We start from the raw sequence: 26,055 nt of genomic DNA, 5'->3' as shown, positions 1-26,055 counted from the left end.
GCTTGTTCGCCGACACGCGCCCTGTAAAAGGACCGTCCAACGAGTGACTTTGTCCGGAATATGCACGGCTTCGCCAATCCTGCCCGCTTTCTGAAGATCGCCAAATGGCTGACAGTTCCGCTGTTGGTTGGCGGCCTGGTGATTTCCTCCGCTGCGGTGCTGTGGGGGCTCACCCAGGTTCCGCCCGACCGCCTAATGGGTGAAACGGTGCGCATCCTGTTCGTCCATGTGCCTGCCGCCTGGCTGGGGATGGGCGGGTGGACGACGATCGCCATCGCTAGCCTCGTGGAACTGGTCTGGCGTCATCCGCTGGCCGCGATCGCCGCCCGCGCAGCCGCAGTGCCGGGTGCTGTGTTTACCGCTATCTGCCTTGTGACTGGATCGATATGGGGTCGTCCCACCTGGGGTACCTGGTGGGTCTGGGATGGACGGCTTACGTCGATGCTGGTCCTGCTGTTCCTTTATTTCGGCTACATCGCGCTCTCTTCTTCGCTGGCGCGCGAGGGGCAATCGAGCCGGATCGCCGCCATTTTCGGACTGGTCGGCGCAATCAATATCCCGATCATCAACCGCTCGGTGGTGTGGTGGAACAGCCTGCATCAGCCGCCCAGCATTACCATGGGCCAAAGTTCCATTGATCCTGTGTTCCTGTGGCCGCTACTGATAGCTACCTTGGGTTTCTCGCTGTTGTTCGGCGGTGTGGTGCTGGCGCGGATGCGGGCCATTCTCGCCGATATCCAGGCCGAGGCACGCCTGCGCCGTAAGGCATTGCAGGCGGAGGAACTGGCCGCGTGAGAGAATCCCTCGATCAATGGCTGTTTGTCTATGCCGCGCTTGGCGTGACACTGGTTGGCATGCTTGCGCTGGTTATCACCAGCTGGATGGCCATGCGCCGGGCCGAGAAGCGGCGAGAGGAAACGCGCAGGAAATGAGCACCACCGGATCCCGCGGGCTGAAACCCAAGCACCAGAGGCTGGTGTTGCTGGTTATCGCACTGGTCGCGCTTGTGGGCGCGGGCCTGCTGGCGGCTTATGCGCTGCGCAACCAGGCCAGCTACTTCTACGTGCCCGCCGATATTGCGGCCGCACCGCCGCAACCGGGCCAGTCAATCCGTCTTGGCGGCATGGTGGAGAACGGCTCCATCACTACGGCTGCCGATGGTGTCACCGTGGAATTCGTAGTGCAGGACGGGCAGGCGCGCGTACCTGTAAGCTACACCGGCATCGTGCCTGCCCTGTTCGTGGAAGGCTCCGGCGTGGTGGCCGAAGGGGCGATGCGGGCAGACGGCGTGTTCATCGCCGACAACCTGCTGGCGAAGCACGACGAGAACTACATGCCGCGTGAACTCGAAGGCATGAGCAGCGCCGAACTGCGCGAGGAATTGCAGGAATCCATGTCGGGCCCGAGCGAATGATCGCCGAGCTCGGACTTGCAGCCCTCTGGCTTGCAGCCGCGCTTGCGGTCCTGCAATTGATCGGCGCATTATTCGGTGCTCGCCACGATGGCAACGAACTGGCTGCTCTCGTGCGCCCGGCAGCCGTGCTGCAGGGTCTCTTGTGCGCGGTATCGTTCCTGGCACTCGTCTATGCCTTTGCCGTTACCGACCTTTCAGTAAAGCTGGTTGCCGCCAATTCTCACTCCGTGAAGCCGCTGGCTTTCAAGCTCTCGGGCGCATGGGCGAACCATGAAGGCTCGATGCTGCTGTGGATTACCGTGATGGCGTTTGCCGGCGGACTGATCGCCTTTATCGAGCGGCGACTGCCCGAGCGCACGATGATGGCAACGCTCGGCACGCAGGCATTCGTCGGCATCGGCTTCTATCTCTTCATCCTCTTGTCTTCCAATCCGTTCGAGCGCCTTTCCCCCGTGCCTCCCGAAGGCAACGGCCTGAACCCGCTGCTGCAGGACATGGGCGTATCCTTCCACCCGCCCACGCTTTACATCGGCTATGTCGGGCTGTCGGTCGCGTTCAGTTTTGCGCTGGGTGCATTGCTGACGCGGCAGGTTACGCCAGAGTTTGCCCGGGTCATGCGGCCTTGGGTCCTCGGATCGTGGATCTTCCTCACCATCGGTATCACCGCAGGCTCCTACTGGGCCTATTACGAACTGGGCTGGGGTGGATGGTGGTTCTGGGACCCGGTCGAGAACGCATCGCTGATGCCCTGGCTGGCTGCTACCGCGCTGCTCCATTCGGCCAGCGTGCTGGCGGCGAGGGACGCGCTGCGTACCTGGACGATCATGCTGGGAGTCGTCGCCTTTTCCATGAGCATGGTGGGCACGTTCCTCGTGCGGTCCGGCATTCTTACCTCCGTCCACGCATTTGCCGTCGACCCGGAGCGCGGCAGCTTCATCCTGATGCTGCTGGCACTTTATATCGGCGGGGCGCTAGTGATTTTCGCGCTGCGCGCAAACACCATTGCAGAGGGGGAGCGGTTCTCCGTTCTCAGCCGGGAAGGTGCGCTGGTGGTGAACAACGTGGCGCTCACCGCGATACTCGGGATCGTCCTGCTGGGTACGCTTTACCCGCTGCTGACAGAGGCCTTCGACGTGCGCGTGTCGGTGGGGCCGCCCTACTTCGACCCAGTGAGCGCGATCTTCTTCTTGCCGATGCTGGCGATCATGGCTGTGGGACCGCTGCTGCGCTGGCGCAAGGACAGCTTTGACCGGATAAAAGTGCCGGTCCTTATCATAGCCCTGGTAACGGTCGCCGTCTTCGCGCTGGTATTGGTTCTGGCCGATGTCAGTTTCCTGTCATTGATGGGTATGGCCATGTCGATTGGTGTCGCCATCGCCAGTTTCATGCCACTGCGCGGTCGCAGCATCCGCCGCGTGCCCCTTGCGGTATGGGGCATGTGCATCGCCCATTTTGGAGTGGCGCTGGCGCTTTTCGGGGTGGCGGCAGACACGGCCTTCCAGAAAGAACGACTTGTGGCGGCCAGCCCCGGTGACACGGTAGAGGTTGGCCCCTGGGAGGCGAAGCTTGCCTCGATCAGTCCGGTCGCCGGGCCGAACTGGACCGCCATGCAGGGCGATATCTTCGTGTCCTATATGGGTGGGCCGCCGACTGAGACATTCCCGCAAGCGCGCAGCTTCTGGGCTCCGCAGGGTGAGACGAGCGAGGTTGCACTGGTCACCCGCTGGAACGGCCAGCTGTACGTCGCACTGGGCAACAGGGCCGAGGATGGGCGCTGGCAACTGCGGCTGTGGTGGAAGCCGTTCGTCACCTGGATCTGGTACGGCGGCCTGCTGATCGCGCTGGGCGGCGCAATGGCGCTTATCGGGCGCGTGATCGGCGATGTGCGTCGCCGCCATGCGACTGCACGCGGAGAAGAGCGCCGCGCAGAGGAAGCCGGTTTGCTGCCGGAGCCGGCAGAATGAAGCGGCTGCGCTATACGCTCTGGATAATCGTGGGATTTGCCGCAGCGCTGTTCGGCTTGTTCGCCTACCAGCTGAGCCAGCCGAAGGATGAATTCGTCGAATCGGCGATGGTCGGCCAGCCGATGCCCGAGTTCGACCTGCCGCCCGCTGTTGCCGAAAGGCCAGGCCTGTCGCGCGTCGACCTTGCCGATGGCCAGCCCAAGCTGTTGAATGTTTTCGCGAGCTGGTGTGTCCCCTGCGCGGCGGAGGCTCCGCAACTCGACGCGCTGGAGCGCAGCGGGGCGAACATCGTGGGCGTGGCCATTCGTGACCGGCCCGAGGATCTGGAGCGGTTCCTCGCCATTTACGGAAATCCCTTCAGCCGCATCGGGCGCGATGACATTTCCGAAGTACAGCTCGCCATAGGCTCCAGCGGAGTACCGGAGACGTTCGTGATCGACGGCAGCGGAACGATCACCTACCAGCACATAGGCGACATCCGCGAAGGCGACGTACCGACGTTGCTGGATGAACTGCAAAAGGCGGGTTCGTGATGCGGTTTCTGCTTCCGATTCTCGCCGCCTTCTTTCTGGTGCAGCCGGCCAGCGCGCAGGACCGCATGCCGCCGGCGCCCTATGCCTATACCCAGCTAGAAGATCCGGCACTCGAGGATCAGGCTCGCGAACTGATGCACACGCTGCGCTGCCTCAAATGCCAGAGCCAGTCGATTGCCGATAGCGACGCGCCCATGGCGGGCGACATGCGGCACCAGGTGCGCACGCGCATCGCCGCTGGGGAAAGCCCCGCAGAAGTGCGCGAGTGGCTGATTTCGCGCTACGGTGACTACGTGAGTTACGAGCCGCAGGTAAGCTCTACCACCTGGCCCCTGTTTGCCATTCCAGTTGTGCTGATACTGCTGGCCGCCGGGGTCCTCCTGCGCCGCGTGGGAAGGCGGGATGAGCCGGAAGCGGGCGAGGGGGAAGGTGCATGACCTGGATCCTCGTTATCGCTCTTGCCGTTGCCAGCTTTGCCGTTGCCGCATTGGGCTTCGGGCTTTCCAGGAGCCTGTGGACCAGCCTTGCCGCCGCGCTCGGCTTTGGCCTTGCAGGCTATGCCATGCAGGCCAGCCCGGACATGCCAGCCGCGCCTAGAGCCGCTGTCGCCAGCGAAGGCGAGCAGATGTTCAACGTGGTCGACGCGAGGCGCGAGTTTGTCCCGCAGGGCGACCGGTCCGGTAGCGATATGCTCATCCTGTCCGACGCCATGGCGCGGCGGGGGCGCTACGCCGATGCAGCGCAGATGCTGGAAGGTGTCACGCGCGAAAATCCGCGCGATTTTGAAGCCTGGCTGGCCCAGGCCATTGCCCTTGCAGAACACGCCGAGGGTAATCTCTCGCAAGCCTCGCTCTATGCCTTCCAGAAGGCAGCCGATGCGAATCCGGAAAGCCTTGCACCGGGCTATTTTCTCGGTGTCGCGCTGATTCAGCAAGGGCGGCTGGTGGAAGCGCAACAGGTATGGCGCGAGACTTTGGCAGCGAGCCCCGAGGGCGCCGAGGGCCGGGCAGGGATGCAGGAGCGCTTGACTCGACTCGAGACCATGTTGGGTGCCATGCAGGCGGCGCAGCAACCCTTACCCGCTCCGCAAGCCGCAGAGAACGGGGAGTAATGTTGCACCGCGTCATGTTGCGGTTGCTCTCGACTGCTGCTAACGCGCCCGCCTCTATGGCCCGATGGGGGCCAGATGGGCTGAATGGGCTGAAATCCATATGAGCGCTACCGGACATGACCGGGGATCTGCAAAGCTGAAGCTCGCCGCCGGTGCCGTTGGCATCGTGTTCGGCGATATCGGCACGTCTCCGCTTTACGCTTTCCGCGAAACCTTTCGCGGCGCGCACAGCCTTCCTATCGACGATCTCCACGTTCTGGGCGTAGTCAGCCTTATTTTCTGGTCGATGACGTTGGTCGTCGCGATCCAGTATGTGACCATTCTCATGCGCGCGGACAATAACGGACAGGGTGGCAGCCTTGCACTGGTCGCGCTGCTTTCCCGCACCATGGGAAAGACCAGCAACGGCTGGATAGTGGTGCTGCTTGGCGTGGCCGCGACTGCCCTGTTCTATGGCGACTCGATGATCACGCCTGCCATCTCGGTCCTGTCGTCTGTCGAGGGCCTTACAGTCGTGAACCCCCAGCTCGACAGGTTCGTCATTCCTATCGCCCTGGTTCTGCTGATCGGCCTCTTCGTTCTGCAGAAGCGCGGCACGGCAAAGGTCGGCGCGATGTTCGCGCCGGTGATGATCGTCTATTTCATCACCCTTGCTGGATTGGGCATCACCCAGCTTTTCAACACGCCGGAGATCCTCTGGGCCCTCAACCCCTGGTACGCCCTCCAGTTCTTCATCGTCGACAAGTGGTTCGCGTTTCTTGCGCTCGGCTCGGTCGTGCTGGCGGTGACGGGGGCAGAGGCGCTCTATTCCGACATGGGTCATTTCGGCCGCGGGCCGATGAAGCTGTCGTGGTTCGGCTTCGTCATGCCGTGTCTTCTGATCAACTATTTCGGGCAGGGCGCCATGATCATCGGGTTGCCCGATGCCGCTGCGGAAGAGGCGATCCTCAATCCCTTCTTCTTCCTTGCACCAGAGGCCTATCGCCTGCCGCTCGTGATCTTGGCCACTTGCGCCACCTTCATCGCCAGTCAGGCTGTCATCTCGGGCGCGTTCTCCATCACGCACCAGGCGATCCAGCTGGGCTTCGTTCCCCGCCTGTCGATCCGTCACACGAGCGACGAACATTCCGGCCAGATCTACATTCCGGTGGTGAACTGGGCGCTGATGTGCGCCGTTATCCTGCTGGTCCTCACGTTCCAGAACTCTTCCAATCTCGCCAGCGCATACGGTATCGCCGTAACCGGCGCGGTAACGATCGATACGCTGCTGATGGCCGTTCTGTTCGTCGGCGCGTGGAAATGGAAGATGTGGCTCGCCATCCCCGTGGTCCTGCTGTTCCTGATCGTGGACGGTGCCTACTTCGCGGCCAACCTGACGAAGGTGCCCGATGGTGGCTGGTTCCCGCTGCTGGTCGGCGGGATTGCCTTCACCTTGCTCACAACGTGGGCGAAGGGGCGCCAGTTGATGCGCCAGCGCATGACCGAGGCAGGGCTTCCGCTGGATATCTTCGCCAAGTCCGCCAGGGGCAGCACCGCGCGCGTGCCGGGAACTGCGATCTTCATGAATTCGGGCAGCAAGGGCACACCATCGGCGCTGCTGCACAACATCAAGCATAACAAGGTGCTGCACGAGCGGGTGATCGTGCTGACCGTGCAGATCGCCGATGTGCCCAATGTCGGCGAAGAGGATCGTTGCCGTATCGAGGAACTGGGCGATGGTTTCTTCCGCGTCATCCTGAGTTACGGATTCATGCAGGAAACGGACGTGCCTGCTGCGCTCAAGCGGCGTGAGATGTGCGGCGGGCCATTCGACATGATGCAGACCAGTTTCTTCCTCAGTCGCCAAACGCTGCTGTCCGCGGAAAATCCCGGCATGATGGTTTGGCGAGAGAAGCTGTTCGCGTGGATGATGCGCAACGCCGCGACACCGATGGAGTTCTTCCGTCTGCCTACCAACCGCGTGGTGGAACTGGGCAGCCAGGTAGAGATTTGACGGTTACCCTGCGCTGACATAGCTTGTCGTATCCGGCGCTGGCTTTCCTCGCCCCGGATGCCGGGGGGCAGCCATGAACATACCGACGTCCAGGAGACCGCTCGGCCTGATGATGAGCATGTCGCTCGTCATCGGCACGATGATAGGCAGCGGCATCTATTTCCTGCCATCGTCGCTGGCACCGCTGGGCTGGAACACCGCCTTGGGGTGGTTCATCAGCGGGGCAGGGGCCCTGTGCCTGGCGATGACGTTCCGCTTCCTCATGGATGGAACGGGCGAAGGCATCCAGCACAACGTCGAAAGGATTATCGGGGAAGTGCCCGGCTTCCTGGCGATCTTTGCCTACTGGGCGTCCGGGTTCACCTCCATTGCCGCGCTTAATATTGCTGGTGGATCGATCATCGCAACAATGGTCTTCCCCGAGGGCGGGGACAGGCCCGGAATTATCGTCGCTGTGGCGCTGGTCTGGCTGCTGACGGCGATCAATCTTTCGGGCACGCGGTCGGCCGGACGATTGCAGGTGCTTTCGGTGATCATCAAGGTCATCTCGCTGCTCCTGGTGATAGGCGCCTGCCTGTGGGTGATGGTGGGGCCGGAACCCTTGCAGGAGATGGCCCCGGCACCAGTCAGTTTCGACAACATATCCGGCGCAGTGGCGCTAACCCTGTTCGCTCTTCTGGGATTCGAGGCAGCGAGTATCCCAGTAAACAAGATCAGCGATCCCGGTCGCAATATCCCCCTGGCGCTTATCGGGGGAACCTTGCTCGTCGTCTCGCTCTACCTTTTGGTAAGCACTGGTCTGGTGCTGGTGATACCGTGGCAGGATATTGCCAGTTCCAGTTCCCCGGTTTCGGACGCGCTCACCCAGCTGCTGGGGCCAATAGCCGGAACGCTCGTGGCCCTGTGCATCATGGTGAGCGTGATTGGCTGCGCGAACGGCCTGCTGTTGATTGGTGCAGATTGCACCTATTCGATGGCGCTGCGCCGCGAAGTGCCGCAATTCTTCGCAAGGACGAACACCAGGGGCGTGCCGCACTGGGGCGTGGTCGCCCAGGCCATCGGCGTGAGTGTGCTGATCCTCGCGAACACTTCGCGCGGCCTTTCGGGCATGTTCACCTTCATGGCCCTGCTGACGACGGGCGGTGTTCTCGTATTCTACCTTCTGGGTGTGGTTGCCGCGATCCGCGAGAACCGGAAGGTCGGGCGCTGGCCCGTGCTGCTCCTCGGCCTCGCGTTCGCCGCCTTTGCCACTTATGGTTCCGGTCTCGAAACCTCACTCTGGGTGCTGGTTCTGCTCGGGATCGCGATGGTCGTTCGCTGGGCATGCAAGCGAAACGTGCCGACACCTGGCACTGTGCCTGCCTGATAGCGATCAACCGGGCGGCGGCGTATCGTCGCTGGGATCGTTATCCTCTACGCTCAGCCCGTGGCGCATCAGCATCGGCACCTGGGTAAAGGTAAAAAGGAAGGTGAGCGGCAGGAACAGCCACAGCTTCATGCCCAGCCAAGTCTCGAAACTGACCATGAATATCAGCGCTGTGTTCAGCGCGGCCAGCACGATGAAGAACAAGCCCCAGTTGCGCGACAGCTTCAGCCAGCCTTCGTCGTTGAGGCCTTCGAAGGCTGCTTCCAGCAAGACCTTCAATAGCGACTTGCCCTTGGCATATCCTGCCAGAAGCACGGCCGAGAACAGCACGTAGATGATTGTCGGCTTCCACTGGATGAACCGTTCATCCTGGAAATATATGGTCAGTGCGCCAAACCCCACGATCATGGCCGTCGATAGCCACAGCATCGGGCTGACCTTACCCAGCCTCCACTTGCTTATCACAAGCGCAAGGACGGCCGCGACGATGAAGGCCCCGGTGCCGCGTATGACAGCAAAAATCTCGCCCGCGGTGTCTTCCCCCGCATTCTCGGGCGAATAATATTTGTAGGCGAGGAAAAAAACGAGCAGAGGACCGTAATCGACCGCGACATTCAGCCAGCCTGACTTGGGTTTATCGGTTGCCGTCGCCTGCTTCGGCGCTTCGGTAGTCATCAGGCTACTCCTGCGATCACACGCGCCACCAGGTCGGGGTCGAACGGGCGCAGGTCGTCCAGTGTCTCGCCAACGCCGATGGCGTGGATTGGCAGACCGTATTGCTCTGCCGCCGCCACCAGCACGCCGCCGCGTGCCGTGCCATCCAGCTTGGTCATTATCAGGCCGGTAACGCCCGCCACTTCCTTGAATATCTCGATCTGGGAAAGGGCATTCTGGCCATTGGTGGCATCCAGCACCAGCACCACGTCATGCGGGGCTTCGGGATTCAGGCGGCCCAGTACCTTCCGGATCTTGGCCAGCTCGTCCATCAGTTCGCGCTTGTTCTGCAGCCGGCCCGCGGTGTCCACGATAAGGGCGTCGGTACCGATTTCCGTCGCCTTCTTCACCGCGTCGAAAACGATGCTGGCCGGATCGCCCCCTTCCGGCCCCGTGATGATAGGCGCACCGATGCGCTCGGCCCAGATCTTCAACTGGCCGATGGCAGCTGCGCGGAAGGTGTCGCCCGCCGCCAGCATCACCTCGTAATCCTCTTCCTGAAACCAGTGGCCCAGCTTGGCGATGGTGGTGGTCTTGCCACTGCCGTTGACCCCGATCACCAGGATGACTTGCGGGCGAGGGAAAGCAGTCACTTCCAGCGGCACGGCCACTGGACGCAGGATCGCGGCGATTTCTTCCGCTACCGCTTCTTTCAGTTCGCGTTCGGTAATCGTCAGCCCGAAACGCTTTTCCGCCAGCTTTGCGCGAATTCGCGCCGCGGCGCTGGGGCCGAGGTCTGAAAGGATCAGGGCATCTTCCACGTCGTCCAGCGTAGCATCGTCCAGCCTGGCCGTGCCCACAACGCCGGTGAGGTTTTCCGACAGGCGGTCGGAGGTCTTGCGGAAGCCTCCGAACAGTTTCTGGGACCAGCTTGTTTCGCTCACTTCAGCAGGCCTTCTTCAAGAACGTGGGGCGTGATGGACTGGATGGTGCCGGGCACGCTGCCCGCCGGTGCCTCCACCCGTGCGAAGTTCTCGGCATAGCCGGTGCCGTCGCGTTCGATAAGCACGCACTGGGATTCGCCCACAAGGCTCTGCAGCCACTCGCCGCGTACCTTCGCAACCACGGCGCGCAATTCGCTGGCGCGCCCCTTGATCGTGGCACGGTCGAGCTGCGGCATGCGGGCCGCAGGCGTGCCCGGACGAGGCGAGTAGGGGAAGATGTGGCCGTGAACAATCGACAGCTCCTCGATGATGGAGCAGTTCTCCGCGTGATGCGTATCGGTTTCCGTGGGAAAGCCGGCGATCAGGTCCGCGCCTATGGCGATGTCGGGCCGCACCTGCTTGAGGCGGCTTACCAGGTCGATGGCATCGCGGCGCAGGTGGCGACGCTTCATGCGCTTCAGGATCAGGTCCGAACCGTGCTGCAGGGACAGATGCAGGTGCGGCATAAGGCGCGGTTCGCCAGCGAAAAGGTCGAACAGGAGCGGGTCGATCTCCACGCCGTCAAGCGATGACATGCGCAGCCGCTGGAGTTGCGGAAATTCGTCGAGCAAGGCTTTCACGAGTTCACCCAACGGGGGTGTGCCGGGAAGGTCATGTCCCCAACTCGTTACGTCGACCCCGGTGAGTACCACTTCGGGTGCGCCCTGTTCGAGGTGGCGCTCAACCTCCCGCAGAACCTCTGCTACGCCAAGCGAGCGGCTCCGTCCGCGACCTTGCGGAATTACGCAAAAGGTACAGGCGTGGTCGCAGCCATTCTGAACGGCGATAAAGGCGCGGGTGCGCCGGGTGGGGGCGGGGGGAGGCCCGGCAGGGACGTTCCAGGCGCGCGCATCAAGCTTGCGGGTGTTGGGGATGAGGCCGTCGACTTCGGGCATGGCGGAAAGCTGGTCGCGCTCGATGTCCGCAGCGCAGCCAGTTACCAGCAGCCGCGCATCGGGACGTGCCCGGCGAGCGCGCCGGATTGCCTGCCGCGTCTGCCGCACGGCTTCCATGGTAACAGCGCAGCTGTTCACCACCACCACATCGCCTTCATCGGCAATCAGCGTGCGGATTTGCTCGCTCTCCGCAATGTTCAGGCGACAGCCCAGCGAGATTACCTCGGGCGCAATGGCTTCTGCGTGGCTCAAGTATAATCATCCAGCTCGAAACTGCCGCGAAAGGCCTGCGTTGCAGGGCCCGTCATGATGATGCGGTTGTCCTGATGCCAGGCGATAGATAGCGGGCCGCCCGGCAATTCGACGGAAACTTCACGATCGACGAGGCCGCGCCGCATGGCCGCAACCGCCGTTGCGCAGGCACCGGTGCCGCACGCGCGGGTAAGGCCGACACCGCGTTCCCAAACCCGCAAGCGCAGGGTCTTGCGGTCCACTACAGTGGCGACGTTCACATTCACGCGCTGCGGAAACAGCGGGTCATGCTCGATCTGCGGCCCTAGCTCGTCCAGCGGCACGGCATCGCAATCAGGCACGAAAAAGATCGCATGGGGATTGCCAACATTCACTGCCGATGGCTGCTCCAGCATGTCCCAGCCCACCGGCATGGCGTCCGTATCGACGGCATAGGCGAGGGGGATTGCTTCCCAGCCAAAGCGCGGCTCTCCCATATCCACCGCTATGCCGTTTTCTGCAGGGGTGGTGCTGATGAGACCGCCCCCGGTCGCAATCGTCGCCGGTTTGCCCAGCATCAGACCGATTGCGCGCGCGGCGTTGCCACAGGCTTCGACTTCACCGCCGTCTGCGTTGTAGATGCGCATCCGCACGCTGGCATCGGGATCGGGTTCCAGCACGATGAACTGGTCGCACCCGATACCGCGCGTCCTGTCGGACAAGGCGCGAATGGTTTCCGCTCCGAGATCGGGCAGGTCTTCCTCTCGCGCATCAAGCACGATGAAATCGTTGCCGAGACCATGCATCTTGGTGAAGTTGATGCGCATCAGCGCCACCTAGGGGCGCGGCGCGCTTATCGCAATGCCTCAGCTGGCCCTGCGCTGCGGGTGAAGCGCCTGCACGGCTTCGGCGGATACGGAGACGCTGGTGTCCTTCAGCATGCCAAGTCTCGCAAGCCGATCGCGGGTGGTGCTGGCATCTTCGGGCAGGCCATACAGATAACCCTGGCCCTTCATCTCGCCCATCCCCTTCAACTGGCCCAGCACCTCGTCGCTCTCGATACCTTCGGCGGTGACTGGAAGAGACAAGCCCTTGCCGAGCGAGATGATCGCTTCGACCAGAGTCCGGCCTTCACCACCAGCCGCCATTTCGGCCACGAAGCTGCGGTCTATCTTCAGCCTGTCGAACGGCAGCGAGCGGAGTTGGGAGAGGCTGGAATAGCCGGTACCAAAATCGTCGAGGCTGATCCGGATGCCCTGGTTCTTCAGGCTTGAGACGATCGAACGCACTGCACCTATGTTCTCGTGCAGGCAGCTTTCGGTGATTTCGATTTCCAGCCTAGCAGGCGGGAAGCCGCTCTCTACCAGCAGGTGCAGCAGTTTCTGCGCGAACCACGGATCGCGCAGCTGGACCGGAGAAATATTGACCGAAAGTGTAAGGCCGGGATCCCAGTCCTTGGCATCTTCCAGCGCCTGCCGGATCAGCCGTTCCGAAAGCTCGCTGATGAGATCGATCTCTTCCGCAATGGGAATGAAGATTTCCGGACTGACAATCCCGTATCGGGGACTCTTCCAGCGCGCCAGCATCTCGAAGCCCGACAGCTTGCCGGTTTCGAGGTCGATCTGCTGTTCATAGAACGGCACGAATTCGTCGGCTGCGATGCCCTGGCGAATGCCGGCTTCGAGCTCGTTGCGAAAGCGCAGCTCGTCCTCCATCTGCGGTTCGAACCAGTAATAGCGATTCCGGCCGCGCTTCTTCGCATGATACATGGCGATATCCGCGCGGTGTATCAGCGCCTCGGCATCGGCGACCTGCTGCGGTTCGTAGGCTCGTCCGGACTGGGCGACGCCAATCGATACCGTCGCTTCCACCGTCAGCCGGTTCGCCTCGATGGGGGCGGAAACTGTCCGGATGACTAGATCGACAATGTCGTCCACATCCTCCCGCGCATGATAGTCGAAGGGCAGTGCGCAGGCGAATTCGTCTCCGCCGATCCGGGCCAGGATCGCCTCGTCGGGCAGAACGTCTGCAATCCGGCGTGCGACCGTGCTCAGTACGGTGTCCCCCATCTGGTGCCCGTTAAGGTCGTTGATCTGCTTGAAGTTATCGAGATCGATCATCATCACCGCGATCTCTCGCTGAGTCTCGGCAACGGAGCGGCGCAGGTTCTCCATCGCTGGAGGGCCGCTGCGGCGGTTGAGGCAGCCTGTAAGTGGGTCACGCTCTGCCAGTTCGCGCGCGCGCTCTTCCGCACGGCGCCGCACTTCCACTTCGGCATGCAGGTCGCGGTAGCGACGCCAGCCGAAAAGCAGCAGGGCGATGTTGAGAAGCACGGCGTTTATCAGCAGCATGTCGGGTGCGCTGCCGCCCCAGAACCAGGCGCGCGCAATCTGCGGCATCAAGGTGCCGCCGGTTCCGACGAACATGATGACAGATGCAGTCGCGATGCCGAGCGCGATCATGTCGCGTTCCGCGCTGCGAATCTTCGTGTCCGCGGCTTTCGCCTTCTTTTGTAACGCCCGTTTCAACAAGCGATTTCCCCAGTTCAACGCAGGGCTTATCGCGCAACACCTTCAAGATAGGGTTAATTGCGCGTGAGAATTGCCCACGCTAGGGACGCGGCGCGTCAAAGGAGAGTGGATTGCCCCATTACTGGCTCATCAAATCGGAACCGTTCAAGTACGCCTGGGAACAGCTGGTGAAGGATGGCGAGACCATCTGGGACGGGGTCCGCAACCACCGTGCCGCGAATAACCTGCGTGCTATGGAAGTGGGCGACCAGTGTTTTTTCTACCATTCCAACAAGGGGCTGGAGATCGTCGGCATTGCCCGCGTGAGCGAGGCCGGATTGACCGACCCCACCGATCCAGAAGGCAAATGGCCAACGGTAAAGGTCGAACCTGTTCGCCCGCTGGACAACTTCGTGACACTGAAAGCGATCAAGGCAGAACCAACGCTTGAAGGGATCGAACTGGTTCGCCTTTCGCGCCTGTCCGTGGCCGAAATCAGACCAGAGGAATGGGAAATAATTCTTAAAATGTCAGAGAGTTAATTCGGAACATCGGCCGTCCGTTACCGTTGTTAAATTAAAGGGCGCGCGATGGTCGTGCTAGCCCGGCAGAACAATGGAGTAACGAACATGGGTGAATTTACAGAAAAGGTAAAAGGCAACGCCAACGAAGCCGTCGGTAACGTGAAGCAGGAGTCGAACAACCCTGAGACACGTGCCGAAGGTCGCAAGCAGGAAAAGAAGGGCGAAGCCCAGCAGCTGAAGGGCGAAGTCGAAGGCAAGCTCGGCAACGACATCTAAGCAGCCGTACAAGACAAAAAAGGGGCCGCTTCCGGAAGGAGGCGGCCCCTTTTTGTTGCGTACTACCGCGATCTAAGGCCGCTCACCGTGGCGCCTGCGGCGCTCAACTGCTCGATATCGGTGATACAGTGCAGCAGCCGGATGCCCTTTTTCTGCAATGCCGCTTCCAGCGCTTCGTCGAACTCGGCGTTGCTCTCAACCCGGGCGCCCCAGCCACCAAAGCTCTCGGCCAGTTTGGCAAAGTCGGGGTTTGCAAGGTGGGTGGAGGCTTCGCGCCCCGGGTATTCGCGTTCCTGGTGCATGCGAATGGTGCCGTAGGTCGAATTGTCGAACACGATGACCAGCAAATCCAGCCCATATTGCGCGGCTGTCGCCAGTTCCTGCGCGTTCATCAGGAAATCGCCATCGCCTGCCGCCGCGACTACGCAGCGATCAGGCTCGCGCATGGCCGCGGCCACAGCTGCGGGAACGCCATAACCCATAGCGCCAGCAGTGGGAGCGAGCTGCGACGGGTATCCCGCGTACGGCCAGTACCGATGCCACCAGCCAGCGAAGTTGCCTGCTCCGTTGCAGATGATGGCATCTGCGGGCAGCAGGCGCCGGCAGGTTGCCATGGCAAGCGCAAGGTCGAGATCGTAGCGCGCTTCCTCGTAAGGGGTGTTCCAGGCCTGCCACTCGGCATGGGCCTGGGCACCGCAGTCGAAATCGATCACGTCGCTCTCGTCCCACAGTGCTGCGCTTTCGGAAAACTCTGCCATGTCGGCGCAGACCGGAAGGTCCGTGCGATAGACGCGCCCCAGTTCCTGAGGATCGGGATGGACGTGTATCAGTACCTGGTCCGGATGATCCGGCGTGATGAGCGAATAGCCATCCGTCGTCGCTTCGCCCAGGCGAGCGCCCACGACCAGCAGCAGGTCTGCCGCTTTCACCCGCTCGGTCAACTTGGGGGAGGGACCGTAGCCAAGATTGCCGGCGTAGACCGAAGAGCTTGGCGAAATTGCATCCTGACGACGGAATGCGGTGGCGACGGGAAGGCCGATACGCTCCGCAAATTCTGTAAAGTAGTGCCTTGCCCGCGCGTTCCATCCGGCACCGCCGACTATGGCGAGGGGTGCCGCGGCATCGCCGATCATCTCCATCATTGTCGCCATGACATCGGGGCAGGGGGCCTGGGCGGGCTTGACGACAGACGGGCGCACGGGGCTCTCGATCCCATCCTCGTGCAGCATGTCTTCCGGCAGCGCGAGCACGACCGGGCCGGGCCTGCCACTGATCGCGGTGGACCAGGCACGCGCGATGTATTCCGGTATGCGGCTCGCATCATCGATGCGGGCGGACCACTTGGCGATCGGCGCGAAAAAGGCGGGAAAATCGACTTCCTGAAAACCCTCGCGGTCGCGCATGGAGCGGTCGACATCGCCGATGAACAGGATCATGGGCTGGCTGTCCTGCATGGCCACATGGACGCCGATACTCGCATTGGTTGCCCCGGGGCCGCGCGTGACGAATGCAATGCCCGGCTGCCCGGTCATCGTGGCGTCGGCGCAGGCCATGAACGTCACGCCGCCTTCCTGGCGGCAGGTCACGGTCTGGATCGCGTCGCAATCCGACAGGGCGTCGAGCACGGGGAGGAAGCTTTCGCCCGGAACGGTGAAAGCGCGCGAGGCCCCTTGTTCGACAAGGCAATCGACAAGCAGGCGGGCAGCGGTTCTGGTCATGCCACAGCGATTAGCCCCGCCGCGAAGGCGCGGCAACCAGTTGCGCGAGTTACCAACCGTCCCGCGATTGAACATTGCACGGGATGCGGGAGCCAAATCGTTACCAAGACGTTAACACGGCATCATGAGACGCTCACTTGTCCTGACCACTGAATCGGCCCGCCATCCGTTCCGGGCCTCCCTGCCGCCGCACGTTCTGGAACGCGCGAACGAGATCGAGCCGATGGCACCCTGGCGAAAGAGGCTGTCTCTGGGGCTGACGCGCCACGATTTCGAAACGGTTGCCGCCACCTATGCCGCGGGCTTCCTGGCCACCATTACTTTCATCGCCTGATTACTCGGCAATTGCTGGCTGCGCTTCGGCTGCGTCCTTCTCGGCGCGGTAGAGGCGCGCACCAAGCCATACCGAGAACAGGCACATCGCCGCGCTGAGCAGGACCTGCTCGGCCAGCGGAACGCCTACCGCGCTCAATCCCAGCGCCAGCAGCGAGCCGAATACCATCGCCCCGGAATTGACGATGTTGTTAGCGGCAACCGCGCGGCTGGCCTGCGAGGCCGGTACCTTCGTGGTGAGAAAGGCGTAGAGCGGCACCACGAACATGCCGCCGAAAATCGCGATGAACAACAGGCTCCCCAGCACCGCCCAGGCCAGCGGGTAGGAGAGGAAGGTCGCCACATCCATCAGTTGTGTATCGCGCAGGCCTGCATTCCATGCCTTGCATACAAAATAGAAGACCGCGACCATGCCCGCCATCAGCAGCACAGATACGGGGGAATAGCGCGCCGAAACCTTCCCCTTCAGCAGCAGGTTCACGGCGACCGATCCCACGGCCACACCGATCGAGAAGAACACCAGAAACAGGCTGGCGACCGTAGGGTCTGCCATTAGCACGTTCTTGGCCAGCGGCGGGAACTGGATGAACAGCACGCTGCCGATGGTCCAGAAGAAGCTGATTGCGATGATCGCGTAGAACACCTCGCGATTGTGGGTGCATTCGCGAATCATGCGCCAGGACGAGGTAAGAGGATTGAAGTCGATCTTCTCCGGCTCTCCCATCGGCGGGGCGGGGGGAACCTGACGACTGGTGAGATAGCCGATCACGGCAAAAACCAGGATCGCGAGGGCGGCGATCTCCACCTGGTCGGCCAGGAACCCGGCCAGGATCGTCCCTGTCATGATGGCGATGTAGGTGCCCGCCTCCACCAGGCCGGTGCCGGCCAGCACCTCTTCCTTTTCCAAATGCTGCGGCAGGATCGCGTACTTGATGGGGCCGAAGAAGGTAGAGTGCACCCCCATCGCAAACAGCGCCAGCATCAGGAGCGGAATGGCGAGCATCTCGACCGCGATGCCCTCCCAGGCGAGGAACAGGCCGAATGCGCCCACGCTCATGATACCGATCTCCGCCGCCTTCACGGTGCGGATGATCCTGGCCTTGTCAGTCAGGTCGGCCAGTTGCCCGGCAATGGCGGACAGCAGGAAGAACGGCAGGATGAAGACGGCCGAGGCCGCGCCCGAGAATACCGTTTCGGCGTCGGGCGAGTTGTAGACGCTGTAGACGACGAAAAGCACCATCGTTGTCTTGTAGAGGTTGTCGTTGAAGGCGTTCAGCAGCTGGGTGCAGAACAACGGCAGGAACCGGCGTTGCTTCAGCAGGTGGGTTGAGGTGAACATAAAGCCTGTTTGCAGCGCCCGGAGGGCAGGTCCGGAAGAGGGCTTAACGCGGTTTCTCCCAAATAGCAGCAGCAACCATGCTTTTTCCTGCGGCGAATTGCGGCTAGGGCTGCTGGCACCATGTGGACCCTGCCCAACATCCTCACCCTCAGCCGTATCCTGACGCTGCCATTGCTCGGCTTCCTGCTGTGGTGGCCGGGCTGGGCGCTGGGGTACCTGTTTGCCTTCGCGCTATACTGCCTGATGGGAATCACCGACTATTTTGACGGGTTGCTGGCCCGTTCCAGCGGCGCTGTGAGCAAGTTGGGCATCTTCCTCGATCCCATTGCCGACAAGATCATGGTGGCGACCGTGATCCTGGTCCTTGCTGCCCAAGGTATCCTGCGTGGCCCCTACGTGGGTGACGCGCACGTGATCGCGGGCCTCATCATCCTGATCCGCGAGATTGCCGTGTCGGGCCTGCGCGAGTTTCTGGGCGAACTGCAGGTGAGCGTACCGGTTTCCAAGCTGGCGAAGTGGAAGACGACTTTCCAGCTCGTCTCGCTCGGCGCGCTGATCCTGGGACAGGGCCTGCCCGGCTGGAATGTCATGCTGGCCGGGGTCGAGCACAACCTGCCGCACCTTGTGGGCCTCGTCACCTTGTGGGGCGCGGCGATCCTGACGCTGATTACCGGCTGGGACTACCTGCGGGTGGGCATCAAGTACATGGACTGAACCTGGGACGCCGACAGGGGTGCCGACCGGCACTCCCTCTCGAAATCAGTTCATGGCTGAAAAGCGCTCGATATCGGCAATCCTGCCCGACACCACGAGTTCGTCGTCTGGAAAGACCAGCGTGTCGGGTACTGCGTGGATAAAATCCTCGGACCCTCGCTTCACCCCCACGACCGTGACTGCAAATTTCTTGCGACAGTCGCTGGTCATGAGAGGCAGGCCGACAATCGCTTCGGGAGCCTTGAGTCTCGCAATCGCGAACTCGTCTCCGAAACCGATGAAATCGATCAGCCGCCCGTTCAGCAGGTGCGCAACGCGCTCGCCCATGCGCTGTTCGGGGAAAACGACATGGGTGGCACCCGTCCGCTCCAGAATGCGGGCGTGCTTGTCGTTCGTTGCCTTCGCCCAGATGTTCGTCATGCCCAGGTCAGACAGGGCAAGCACGGTCAGGACGCTTGCCTCGATGTCGGTGCCGATCGCCACCACCGCCGCCTCGAAATCCTCCACGCCTAGACCCTTCAGGCTGGCAGCATTCGTGCAATCGGCCTCTACCACCTTCGTCAACTGGGGGGCGAATTCGTGAACCAACTCCGGATCGGTATCGGCACCCAGCACCTCGTGTCCCATCCGCTCCAGCGTAAGGGCGACCGCTCCACCGAACCGGCCCAGGCCGATGACCAGCACGGGTTTGCGTTTCCTAGCCGACAATGACGTTCTCCTCCGGATAGCGATAGGTGCGGTCGCGCGCCTCAAGGGCAAGCGCGGTTGCAACGGTAATGGTTCCCACGCGCCCCACGAACATCAGGGCGATGATGACAAGCTGGCCGCTGGGCGGAATGTCGGCGGTGATGCCGGTCGAAAGGCCCACGGTCGCAAAGGCCGAGACCGTTTCGAACAGGATATCCTGAAGGGCAAGTTCGCTGATCGAGGCGATATAGGTTGTCGATGCAAGGATGAGTGCGGCGGCCATCACGGCCACGGACAACGCCTGGCGCTCCACGGCAGGACCGAACCGCCTATTGAAAATGCCTGCGTCGCGTCGCCCCCTTACTTCCGAAAGAACGATGGCGAAGATCACGAAGAAGGTCGTGACCTTGATCCCTCCCGCCGTACCCGCGCTTCCGCCGCCGATGAACATGAGCAGGTAATTCGCCATAAGCGTCTCATCGTGGAAACCGCCTACATCGAGGCTGTTGAATCCCGCCGTGCGCGGCATGACCGAATGGAACGCCGCGTTGAGCAATTTGGCCCCGATTGCCATCGGGCCCAGCGTCGCCGGATTGTTCCATTCGGCCACGAGAATGCTGACAAAACCGAACAGCAGCAGGGCAACCGTTCCCGATACCGTGATCTTGGTATGCAGAGACCATTTTCGCCAGTTGAAGCCATTGGCGCGAATGTCCTGCATCACGGGAAACCCCAGGGCGGTCAGGATCACTGCAAACATGATCGGCCCCAGGATCCAGGCATCGTTCTGGTAACCCATTACGCTGTCCGAATGGGTCGAAAAGCCTGCATTGTTGAAGGCGCTGACGGCATGAAACACGCCATGCCACACCGCTTCGCCGGGGCTCATCTCATGGGCGATCCACATCCGCGCTGCCAGGACCAGTGCCACAAGCCCTTCAACTATGATGGTGATGGCCAGGACCAGCTTCAGCACGGATGCTGCGTCTCCGCTTTCGAGGCGGCTGCGTTCAACCTGCGTCGCCATGCGCTGGCGCAGGCCGAAACCCCGCCCCGCCATTAGACCGAAGAGCGTCGCAGCTGTCATGATGCCGAAGCCCCCGACCTGGAAAAGTACGAGGATGGTGACCTGTCCGAACGCAGACCAGTAAGTTGGCGTGTCCACCACAATCAGGCCTGTGACTGCGACTGCCGACGTCGATGTGAATAGCGCGGTCAGGAACGGCGCACTCGTGCCTTCGGAAGTGGCAACCGGCAGGCTGAGAAGAAGAGTGCCAAGCGCAATAGCCCCCAGGAATAGTGCGGGAATGAGGCGAATCGGATTGCGAAACCCTGGCATGCCGCGGCTTTGCCTTTTCCATGCGCCGCGTAAAGCGGACTTGCGAGATCAGGTAGCAACCACGCAGGAAGCGATTTGCTCCCTATTCCCCAGCTTTTGCCTCATCTTTTGCCAGCGCCTCGTGAAACGCGATCACTGCGCGTGTGACTTGCTGCATCATCTGCATGCGCTCGATGGTGGGGCGCTTGGTCACGCCGATCATCACCGCCACGGCGTAGGCCGAGGAGTCCGGCGCAAACAGCACGCCCACATCGTTATAGCCCGATTGCTGGCCATCCCAGAACTGGCCGGTGCCGGTCTTGTGGCTGACCACCCAGCCATCGGCACGGCCACCCTTCAGGCGGCGAGGGCCGCTGCGGGTGTTGGACATGATGGTGAGCAGTTCCTCTGCCCGCTCTTTCGAAAGCACTTCGCCGCGTTCGACGGCGGCCAGGGCGCGGGCAATCCCGATGGGCTTTGCACCGTCCACCGGGTCGTCAAGGTAGCTTTCGAAAGCGCGCTTGCGCACCTGCTCGGGCACACGGTCGCGGGCGTCGAAGAAATTGTTCTCGTAGGAATAGCTATCGCGCCAGCGCACACCGGCAATAGCGCTTTGCATCGGCTTCTCGCCGGGGCCGAAGCGGATGCCGTCCAGGCCCTGTTCGCGCAGCATGGCGCGCACCGCGCGCGGGCCGCCCACGCGCTGCAGGATGGCATTGTTGGCAGTGTTATCGCTCTGCTGGATGGCGCGTTCGATCAGCTCGCCCACGGTCGTTTCCACTGCGCCATCGCGCAGGATTTCCTTGCGCATCGGCTGGTGGAACAGTGTCAGGTCTTCGCGGCTGACGCGGATCGGCGCATCGAGATCGAGCAGCCCCTTCTCCGCCATCGTAAGCGCGGTAAGGGTCACCCAGGTTTTGCTGACGCTTTGCTGAGGCAGCCAATCGTTCTCGTTGTAGCCGGTGCTCCAACCGGTATCGACATCGACCACGGCGATGCCCATCGTGCCGCCGAATTCCTCTGCGATGCCAGTGATCGTCTCGCTCAGTTCCTCGCGCGCCTGCAATACGGCGGGGTCTGGCTGCGGGGCAGGGGTGGGGGTGACTGCGGGAGTCGGCACCTCGGCCTCGTCCTGCGCCAGGCGAATGTCCTCTCCCCATTCCACGCCGTAGGGCGGGTTGGGGTTTTCGGCGGTGCCACAGGAAGCCAGTGCCAGGACGGCGGTGGCAGGCAGGAGAAATCGTTTCGTGTTCACATGAATCCAATGAATGGAGCGGGGTATCTATCCGAGAAAGCTGTTGATGCCCGGTCGGGTGGGCAACTGCGGAGGGTCAACCCGCGCGCAGTTCCTCTGCAAGCAGGCGGAATTCGTCACCGCGCGGGCTGTTGGCTCGCCAGACGAGCGCGATTTCCCGGCTGGTGTGGTCACCCTGCAGGGGGCGGGCCACGACGTCGGTCTCGTGCAGGATGCCCGCGTCGATCGCCATCTGCGGCAGCATGGTAAGGCCAAGGCCGTTGTCCACCATCTGCACCAGTGTGTGCAGCGACGTGCCGATCATCGTCGCGCTGGCATTGAGTTCGGGCCGGTTGCACGCGGCAAGCGCGTGCTCCTTCAGGCAATGCCCGTCCTCCAGTAGCAACAGGCGCCCTTCGTCGATCATCGCGGGGCTGATCTCGGCGGGCGGATCGCGCGGGTCATCCTTGGGAAAGGCAACAAACAGCTCGTCGTCGCAGATTTTCGCACGTTCCACTTCGCCGGTGGCGAAGGGAAGGGCGAGCAGCACGCAGTCGGCGCGACCATGGTGCAGCGATTCGAGAGCCTGGTCGCTGGTCTCCTCGCGCAGGAAAAGCTTCAATTGCGGGCGCTCCTTGCGCAGGCGCGGCAGGATGCGCGGCAGCAGGAACGGCGCGATGGTGGGGATCACGCTCATGCGCAGTTCGCCCGAAAGCGGCTTTCCGGCGGCCTGTACCAGTTCAGCCAGCTCCTCCGTCTCGCGAAGGACGCGGTGCGCCTTTGCCACAACCGAATTGCCCAGCGGGGTGAAGCGCACCACCCGGCGGCTGCGCTCCACCAGCGTCACGCCCAGCAGCGACTCCAGTTCGCGAATGCCTGCGGACAGCGTGCTCTGCGATACGAAGCTGGCCTCTGCCGCGCGGCCGAAGTGCTGCTGTTCGTGCAGGGCGACGAGGTATTGCAGCTGCTTGATGGTGGGCAGGTAGGTGCTCACTCGGCGGGAGCTTCCTCTAGTTCGGCCTTCGCATCGTCGATATGGGTCATCTTGAGGCGACCTTTCTCGACCGCGAAGGCGAGTTTGCCTTCCACCAGGTCCAGCGCATCCTTGCCGAACACCTCGAACCGCCAGCCTTCCAGCACCGGCAACTTGCGCACGCCGGCGGCCAGCGCTTCCAGTTCGTCGGATCGGGTAAGCAGGCGAGAAGCGACATCGATCTCGCGACTGCGGATCTTCAGCAGCAGCTTCAGGAGGTCCGCCACCAGCGCGCCTTCCTTGCCAAGCGGTGCGCCGCGCTTGGGCTTGTCTGGCATTTCGTCCTTGTCCATCGGCTCTGCATTGGACAGCACTTTCATCAGGCGGCGGCCGATGTCGTTTTCCTTCCAGGCGTTGGAAAGCCCGCGTACCTTGGCAAGGTCGGCCTGCTTCTTGGGCGGATGACTGGCGAGATCGGCCAGCGTCTCGTCACGGATGATGCGCCCGCGCGGGATGTCCTTGTCCTGCGCCTCCGTTTCGCGCCATGCGGCGAGTGCCTTCAGGCGGCCCAACACTGCGGGATTGCGACCGGGGGAGCGGATACGCTGCCACGCTACGTCGAGGTCGTTGGCGTAATTGGAGGGGTCTGCCAGCTTCTCCATTTCCGCATTCAGCCAGTGGCCGCGATCGGTCTTGATCAGCTTTTTCAGGATCTTGGGGAAAATCTTGGCGAGGTAAGTCACATCGCCGATGGCATATTCGATCTGCCGCTCGGTCAAGGGGCGGCGGCTCCAGTCGGTGAAGCGCGCACCTTTGTCGATGGTCTTGTTCAGCCAGCTTTCGACGAGGTTGGCATAACCGATTTGCTCGGACTGGCTGATCGCCATCATGGCGATCTGCGTGTCGAAGATGGGATGCGGCGTCTTGCCGGTCAGGTTGTAGATGATTTCCACGTCCTGCCCGCCCGCGTGGAAGATCTTCAGCACGTCCTCGTTGTCGGTCAGCAGGTCCAGCAGCGGCTGCAGGTCCAGCCCGTCCGCCAGCGGGTCCACTGCGGCGGCTTCATCCTCGTTGCCGATCTGGATCAGGCAGAGGAGGGGGTAATAGGTGTTCTCGCGCATGAACTCCGTGTCCACGCACACGAAATCGTGTTTCGCCAGCCGTTCGCACAGCTCGGCAAGGTCATTTGTCTTGGTAATCAGGGGATGGATTTGCATCTGTCTTCTTTTCGTCTGTGGCCGGTTCACCGACCTGCGGCGTCCACGAGGCGTGTCGTCCTTGACAAAACGCCCTGCTTCGCCTGTTAGCGCGCGCTTGATATACGGCGTATCGCCGCGCATCTCTCGCGCGCCCTTAGCGCCATAACCTGCCAAATGAAAAGAGTCCTCATGCACGCCTATCGTACCCACAACTGTGCCGCGCTGACGAAAGAGAACGTTGGCGAGACCGTCCGCCTGTCGGGCTGGATCCACCGCAAGCGTGACCACGGCGGCGTTCTGTTCGTGGACCTGCGCGACCATTACGGCATCACGCAGGTGGTTGCGGACGAGGACAGCCCGGCGCTGGACCTGCTCGATTCGCTGAAGCTGGAAAGTGTCATCACCATCGATGGCGAGGTGAAGGCGCGCGACGCGGCTGCGGTGAACCCGAACCTGCCGACCGGCGAGATCGAGGTGTTTGCCCGTTCCGTGACGGTGCAAAGCCATGCGAACGAATTGCCGCTGATCGTGAATTCGGCGGAGGACTATCCCGAAGATACGCGCCTCAAGTACCGGTTTATCGACCTGCGGCGCGAACGTGTTCACAACAACATCATGCTGCGCAACCGCGTGATCACCTCGCTACGTCGCCGTATGACAGACCAGGGCTTCAGCGAATTCCAGACGCCGATCCTGGGTGCCTCCAGCCCCGAGGGCGCGCGTGACTATCTGGTGCCCAGCCGCCTACACCCGGGCCGGTTCTATGCGCTGCCGCAGGCGCCGCAGATGTTCAAGCAGCTGCTGATGGTGGCGGGCTTCGACCGCTACTTCCAGATCGCCCCGTGCTTCCGCGATGAAGACCTGCGCGCCGACCGCTCGCCGGAATTCTACCAGCTCGACTTCGAGATGAGCTTCGTGACGCAGGAAGACGTGTTCCAGGCCATCGAGCCTGTTCTGGCGGGCGTGTTCGAAGAGTTTGGCGGCGGCAAGAGCGTTACGCCCGCAGGCGAGTTCCCGCGCATCCCCTACGCCGAATCGATGCTGAAGTACGGCACCGACAAGCCGGACCTGCGCAACCCGATCATCATCTCCGACGTGTCGCACCACTTCGAGAAGTCCGGCTTCGGCATCTTCGAGAAGATCGTGGGCGGCGGCGGCGTGGTGCGCGCGATTCCCGCTCCCGAAACGCACGAAAAGAGCCGCAAGTTCTTCGACGAGATGAACGACTGGGCGCGCAAGGAGGGTTTCTCCGGCCTTGGTTACGTTACCCGCAAGCAGGGCGAGTTCGGCGGCCCCATTGCCAAGAACCACGGTCCCGAGGAAATGGCCAAGCTGTATGACGAGCTGGGCCTGGGTGAGAACGACGGCCTGTTCTTCGCCGCCGGCAAGGAAAAGGACGCGGTGAAGCTGGCAGGCGCTGCGCGCACCCGCACGGCCGAAAACCTCGACCTTGTCGAGCAGGGCTGTTTCAAGTTCTGCTGGATCGTGGATTTCCCGATGTTCGAATACGACGAGGAACTGAAGAAGATCGATTTCAGCCACAACCCGTTCTCGATGCCGCAGGGCGAAATGGACGCGCTGGAAAACCAGGACCCACTGGAGATCAAGGCCTGGCAGTACGACATCGTTTGCAACGGCTACGAACTGTCGAGCGGCGCCATCCGTAACCACCGCCCGGATATTATGTACAGGGCGTTCGAAATCGCCGGTTATACCCAGGCCGATGTGGATGCGAACTTTGGCGGCATGATCGAAGCGTTCAAGCTGGGCGCGCCGCCGCACGGTGGCTCTGCCCCGGGTATCGATCGTATCGTGATGCTGCTGGCGGACGAGCCGAACATCCGCGAGGTGATCGCTTTCCCGCTGAACCAGCGTGCGCAGGACCTGATGATGGGCGCTCCCAGCGCGGTGAGTGCACGCCAGTTGCGCGATGTGCATATCCGGCTTTCGGGAGAGGCGCTGGACGCGAACAAGAACGCCAGTGCTGCAGAAAAGACCGACATGAACAGCAATGCCTCCGAACAGGACATCCCGCCGCAGGACAAGTAGACGAAAAGAGAAGGGGCGCGGCTTCCGAAAAAGCCG

General features: G+C 62.2%; 26 protein-coding genes. 14 read left to right on the top strand and 12 right to left on the bottom strand.

Features of this window, described 5'->3' with window-relative positions:
- Positions 1 to 60 precede the first annotated feature (60 nt).
- The 9 genes from ccmC (at position 61) to D2V07_RS13805 (ending at position 8,381) form a co-directional block, all read left to right on the top strand.
- Positions 61 to 795, top strand: a complete 735-nt coding sequence (gene ccmC / locus D2V07_RS13840; protein WP_119587542.1) for a heme ABC transporter permease CcmC — start codon at positions 61 to 63, stop codon at positions 793 to 795.
- Positions 792 to 932, top strand: a complete 141-nt coding sequence (locus tag D2V07_RS18720) for a hypothetical protein (protein WP_199698798.1) — start codon at positions 792 to 794, stop codon at positions 930 to 932. Before ccmC ends, D2V07_RS18720 begins: the two co-directional genes overlap by 4 nt.
- On the top strand, positions 929 to 1,414 hold the full coding sequence (ccmE, locus tag D2V07_RS13835) for a cytochrome c maturation protein CcmE (protein WP_119587541.1): 486 nt from the start codon (positions 929 to 931) through the stop codon (positions 1,412 to 1,414). The genes D2V07_RS18720 and ccmE overlap by 4 nt, the downstream gene beginning before the upstream one ends.
- Positions 1,411 to 3,378, top strand: a complete 1,968-nt coding sequence (locus D2V07_RS13830) for a heme lyase CcmF/NrfE family subunit (protein ID WP_119587540.1) — start codon at positions 1,411 to 1,413, stop codon at positions 3,376 to 3,378. Before ccmE ends, D2V07_RS13830 begins: the two co-directional genes overlap by 4 nt.
- Complete coding sequence (locus D2V07_RS13825; protein ID WP_119587539.1) at positions 3,375 to 3,911, top strand: redoxin family protein; 537 nt, start codon at positions 3,375 to 3,377, stop codon at positions 3,909 to 3,911. The genes D2V07_RS13830 and D2V07_RS13825 overlap by 4 nt, the downstream gene beginning before the upstream one ends.
- Positions 3,911 to 4,348, top strand: coding sequence for a cytochrome c-type biogenesis protein (locus tag D2V07_RS13820; RefSeq protein ID WP_119587538.1), 438 nt, complete (start codon positions 3,911 to 3,913; stop codon positions 4,346 to 4,348). Before D2V07_RS13825 ends, D2V07_RS13820 begins: the two co-directional genes overlap by 1 nt.
- Positions 4,345 to 5,022, top strand: a complete 678-nt coding sequence (locus D2V07_RS13815; RefSeq protein WP_119587537.1) for a tetratricopeptide repeat protein — start codon at positions 4,345 to 4,347, stop codon at positions 5,020 to 5,022. The genes D2V07_RS13820 and D2V07_RS13815 overlap by 4 nt, the downstream gene beginning before the upstream one ends.
- Before the next feature lie 100 nt (positions 5,023 to 5,122).
- Positions 5,123 to 7,015: a potassium transporter Kup gene (locus tag D2V07_RS13810; RefSeq protein ID WP_233548415.1), complete on the top strand. Its 1,893-nt coding sequence runs from the start codon at positions 5,123 to 5,125 to the stop codon at positions 7,013 to 7,015.
- 73 nt (positions 7,016 to 7,088) lie between these two features.
- On the top strand, positions 7,089 to 8,381 hold the full coding sequence (locus D2V07_RS13805; protein WP_119587535.1) for an APC family permease: 1,293 nt from the start codon (positions 7,089 to 7,091) through the stop codon (positions 8,379 to 8,381).
- A gap of 6 nt (positions 8,382 to 8,387) precedes the next feature.
- Here the strand turns inward: D2V07_RS13805 and D2V07_RS13800 are convergent, their stop codons facing one another.
- From D2V07_RS13800 to D2V07_RS13780, 5 genes are read right to left on the bottom strand one after another with little or no spacing between them, the layout of a single operon-like run.
- The gene (locus D2V07_RS13800; protein WP_119587534.1) at positions 8,388 to 9,056 is read right to left on the bottom strand and encodes an inner membrane-spanning protein YciB; all 669 of its coding nucleotides are present in this window, start codon (positions 9,054 to 9,056) and stop codon (positions 8,388 to 8,390) included.
- Positions 9,056 to 9,979 carry a signal recognition particle-docking protein FtsY gene (gene ftsY / locus D2V07_RS13795; protein WP_119587533.1) on the bottom strand — a complete coding sequence of 308 codons (924 nt, stop codon included), beginning with the start codon at positions 9,977 to 9,979 and terminating at the stop codon, positions 9,056 to 9,058. The genes D2V07_RS13800 and ftsY overlap by 1 nt, the downstream gene beginning before the upstream one ends.
- The gene (locus D2V07_RS13790; protein WP_233548414.1) at positions 9,976 to 11,166 is read right to left on the bottom strand and encodes a MiaB/RimO family radical SAM methylthiotransferase; all 1,191 of its coding nucleotides are present in this window, start codon (positions 11,164 to 11,166) and stop codon (positions 9,976 to 9,978) included. The genes ftsY and D2V07_RS13790 overlap by 4 nt, the downstream gene beginning before the upstream one ends.
- Positions 11,163 to 11,972 carry a diaminopimelate epimerase gene (gene dapF / locus D2V07_RS13785; RefSeq protein WP_119587532.1) on the bottom strand — a complete coding sequence of 270 codons (810 nt, stop codon included), beginning with the start codon at positions 11,970 to 11,972 and terminating at the stop codon, positions 11,163 to 11,165. Before dapF ends, D2V07_RS13790 begins: the two co-directional genes overlap by 4 nt.
- 39 nt (positions 11,973 to 12,011) lie before the next feature.
- On the bottom strand, positions 12,012 to 13,607 hold the full coding sequence (locus D2V07_RS13780; RefSeq protein WP_119587531.1) for a putative bifunctional diguanylate cyclase/phosphodiesterase: 1,596 nt from the start codon (positions 13,605 to 13,607) through the stop codon (positions 12,012 to 12,014).
- 179 nt (positions 13,608 to 13,786) lie between these two features.
- Between D2V07_RS13780 and D2V07_RS13775 the strand changes: the two genes are divergently transcribed.
- Both D2V07_RS13775 and D2V07_RS13770 read left to right on the top strand, forming a co-directional pair.
- A complete protein-coding gene (locus tag D2V07_RS13775) occupies positions 13,787 to 14,197 on the top strand; it encodes an EVE domain-containing protein (protein ID WP_119587530.1) in 411 nt (136 codons plus the stop codon).
- Between the two features lie 87 nt (positions 14,198 to 14,284).
- Positions 14,285 to 14,455, top strand: coding sequence for a CsbD family protein (locus tag D2V07_RS13770; RefSeq protein WP_119587529.1), 171 nt, complete (start codon positions 14,285 to 14,287; stop codon positions 14,453 to 14,455).
- A gap of 62 nt (positions 14,456 to 14,517) precedes the next feature.
- Here the strand turns inward: D2V07_RS13770 and D2V07_RS13765 are convergent, their stop codons facing one another.
- Positions 14,518 to 16,173: a thiamine pyrophosphate-binding protein gene (locus D2V07_RS13765; RefSeq protein ID WP_119587528.1), complete on the bottom strand. Its 1,656-nt coding sequence runs from the start codon at positions 16,171 to 16,173 to the stop codon at positions 14,518 to 14,520.
- A gap of 124 nt (positions 16,174 to 16,297) precedes the next feature.
- Between D2V07_RS13765 and D2V07_RS13760 the strand changes: the two genes are divergently transcribed.
- Positions 16,298 to 16,507 carry a hypothetical protein gene (locus D2V07_RS13760; RefSeq protein WP_233548413.1) on the top strand — a complete coding sequence of 70 codons (210 nt, stop codon included), beginning with the start codon at positions 16,298 to 16,300 and terminating at the stop codon, positions 16,505 to 16,507.
- Here D2V07_RS13760 and D2V07_RS13755 read toward each other — a convergent pair whose 3' ends face one another.
- The gene (locus D2V07_RS13755) at positions 16,508 to 17,845 is read right to left on the bottom strand and encodes an MFS transporter (protein ID WP_119587526.1); all 1,338 of its coding nucleotides are present in this window, start codon (positions 17,843 to 17,845) and stop codon (positions 16,508 to 16,510) included.
- 120 nt (positions 17,846 to 17,965) lie between these two features.
- Between D2V07_RS13755 and pgsA the strand changes: the two genes are divergently transcribed.
- Positions 17,966 to 18,559 (top strand): CDP-diacylglycerol--glycerol-3-phosphate 3-phosphatidyltransferase, encoded by a 594-nt coding sequence (pgsA, locus tag D2V07_RS13750; RefSeq protein WP_119587525.1) that lies wholly within the window; start codon positions 17,966 to 17,968, stop codon positions 18,557 to 18,559.
- A 45-nt stretch (positions 18,560 to 18,604) separates the two neighbouring features.
- Here the strand turns inward: pgsA and D2V07_RS13745 are convergent, their stop codons facing one another.
- The 5 genes from D2V07_RS13745 to rnd all read right to left on the bottom strand — a co-directional run bounded on the left by D2V07_RS13745 (position 18,605) and on the right by rnd (position 23,988).
- On the bottom strand, positions 18,605 to 19,267 hold the full coding sequence (locus D2V07_RS13745; RefSeq protein ID WP_233548412.1) for a potassium channel family protein: 663 nt from the start codon (positions 19,265 to 19,267) through the stop codon (positions 18,605 to 18,607).
- Positions 19,257 to 20,585 carry a TrkH family potassium uptake protein gene (locus D2V07_RS13740; protein ID WP_119587524.1) on the bottom strand — a complete coding sequence of 443 codons (1,329 nt, stop codon included), beginning with the start codon at positions 20,583 to 20,585 and terminating at the stop codon, positions 19,257 to 19,259. The genes D2V07_RS13745 and D2V07_RS13740 overlap by 11 nt, the downstream gene beginning before the upstream one ends.
- Positions 20,586 to 20,667: 82 nt before the next feature.
- A complete protein-coding gene (locus D2V07_RS13735) occupies positions 20,668 to 21,819 on the bottom strand; it encodes a serine hydrolase (RefSeq protein ID WP_119587523.1) in 1,152 nt (383 codons plus the stop codon).
- Positions 21,820 to 21,895: 76 nt separating this feature from the next.
- Positions 21,896 to 22,792 carry a hydrogen peroxide-inducible genes activator gene (locus D2V07_RS13730; protein WP_119587522.1) on the bottom strand — a complete coding sequence of 299 codons (897 nt, stop codon included), beginning with the start codon at positions 22,790 to 22,792 and terminating at the stop codon, positions 21,896 to 21,898.
- A complete protein-coding gene (gene rnd, locus D2V07_RS13725; RefSeq protein ID WP_119587602.1) occupies positions 22,789 to 23,988 on the bottom strand; it encodes a ribonuclease D in 1,200 nt (399 codons plus the stop codon). The genes D2V07_RS13730 and rnd overlap by 4 nt, the downstream gene beginning before the upstream one ends.
- A gap of 171 nt (positions 23,989 to 24,159) precedes the next feature.
- Between rnd and aspS the strand changes: the two genes are divergently transcribed.
- Entirely contained in the window at positions 24,160 to 26,019 is a 1,860-nt protein-coding gene (gene aspS / locus D2V07_RS13720; RefSeq protein WP_119587521.1) for an aspartate--tRNA ligase, read from the top strand.
- Positions 26,020 to 26,055 lie beyond the last annotated feature (36 nt).

The organism is Aurantiacibacter zhengii, assembly GCF_003584125.1.
In the GTDB taxonomy this organism is placed as follows: Bacteria; Pseudomonadota; Alphaproteobacteria; order Sphingomonadales; family Sphingomonadaceae; genus Alteraurantiacibacter; species Alteraurantiacibacter zhengii.
The sequence above is the reverse complement of the archived record's forward strand: the minus strand, read 5'-3'. Positions and strand labels throughout refer to the sequence as shown.

What these genes read in the sequence shown, in the direction of transcription:
- ccmC (WP_119587542.1), top strand. Translation starts at nt 61, where the DNA reads ATGCACGGCTTCGCCAATCCTGCCCGCTTTCTGAAGATCGCCAAATGG.
- ccmE (WP_119587541.1), top strand. Translation starts at nt 929, where the DNA reads ATGAGCACCACCGGATCCCGCGGGCTGAAACCCAAGCACCAGAGGCTG.
- D2V07_RS13830 (WP_119587540.1), top strand. Translation starts at nt 1,411, where the DNA reads ATGATCGCCGAGCTCGGACTTGCAGCCCTCTGGCTTGCAGCCGCGCTT.
- D2V07_RS13825 (WP_119587539.1), top strand. Translation starts at nt 3,375, where the DNA reads ATGAAGCGGCTGCGCTATACGCTCTGGATAATCGTGGGATTTGCCGCA.
- D2V07_RS13820 (WP_119587538.1), top strand. Translation starts at nt 3,911, where the DNA reads ATGCGGTTTCTGCTTCCGATTCTCGCCGCCTTCTTTCTGGTGCAGCCG.
- D2V07_RS13815 (WP_119587537.1), top strand. Translation starts at nt 4,345, where the DNA reads ATGACCTGGATCCTCGTTATCGCTCTTGCCGTTGCCAGCTTTGCCGTT.
- D2V07_RS13810 (WP_233548415.1), top strand. Translation starts at nt 5,123, where the DNA reads ATGAGCGCTACCGGACATGACCGGGGATCTGCAAAGCTGAAGCTCGCC.
- D2V07_RS13805 (WP_119587535.1), top strand. Translation starts at nt 7,089, where the DNA reads ATGAACATACCGACGTCCAGGAGACCGCTCGGCCTGATGATGAGCATG.
- D2V07_RS13800 (WP_119587534.1), bottom strand. Translation starts at nt 9,056, where the DNA reads ATGACTACCGAAGCGCCGAAGCAGGCGACGGCAACCGATAAACCCAAG.
- dapF (WP_119587532.1), bottom strand. Translation starts at nt 11,972, where the DNA reads ATGCGCATCAACTTCACCAAGATGCATGGTCTCGGCAACGATTTCATC.
- D2V07_RS13780 (WP_119587531.1), bottom strand. Translation starts at nt 13,607, where the DNA reads ATGATCGCGCTCGGCATCGCGACTGCATCTGTCATCATGTTCGTCGGA.
- D2V07_RS13770 (WP_119587529.1), top strand. Translation starts at nt 14,285, where the DNA reads ATGGGTGAATTTACAGAAAAGGTAAAAGGCAACGCCAACGAAGCCGTC.
- D2V07_RS13765 (WP_119587528.1), bottom strand. Translation starts at nt 16,173, where the DNA reads ATGACCAGAACCGCTGCCCGCCTGCTTGTCGATTGCCTTGTCGAACAA.
- D2V07_RS13760 (WP_233548413.1), top strand. Translation starts at nt 16,298, where the DNA reads ATGAGACGCTCACTTGTCCTGACCACTGAATCGGCCCGCCATCCGTTC.
- D2V07_RS13755 (WP_119587526.1), bottom strand. Translation starts at nt 17,845, where the DNA reads ATGTTCACCTCAACCCACCTGCTGAAGCAACGCCGGTTCCTGCCGTTG.
- pgsA (WP_119587525.1), top strand. Translation starts at nt 17,966, where the DNA reads ATGTGGACCCTGCCCAACATCCTCACCCTCAGCCGTATCCTGACGCTG.
- D2V07_RS13740 (WP_119587524.1), bottom strand. Translation starts at nt 20,585, where the DNA reads ATGCCAGGGTTTCGCAATCCGATTCGCCTCATTCCCGCACTATTCCTG.
- rnd (WP_119587602.1), bottom strand. Translation starts at nt 23,988, where the DNA reads ATGCAAATCCATCCCCTGATTACCAAGACAAATGACCTTGCCGAGCTG.
- aspS (WP_119587521.1), top strand. Translation starts at nt 24,160, where the DNA reads ATGCACGCCTATCGTACCCACAACTGTGCCGCGCTGACGAAAGAGAAC.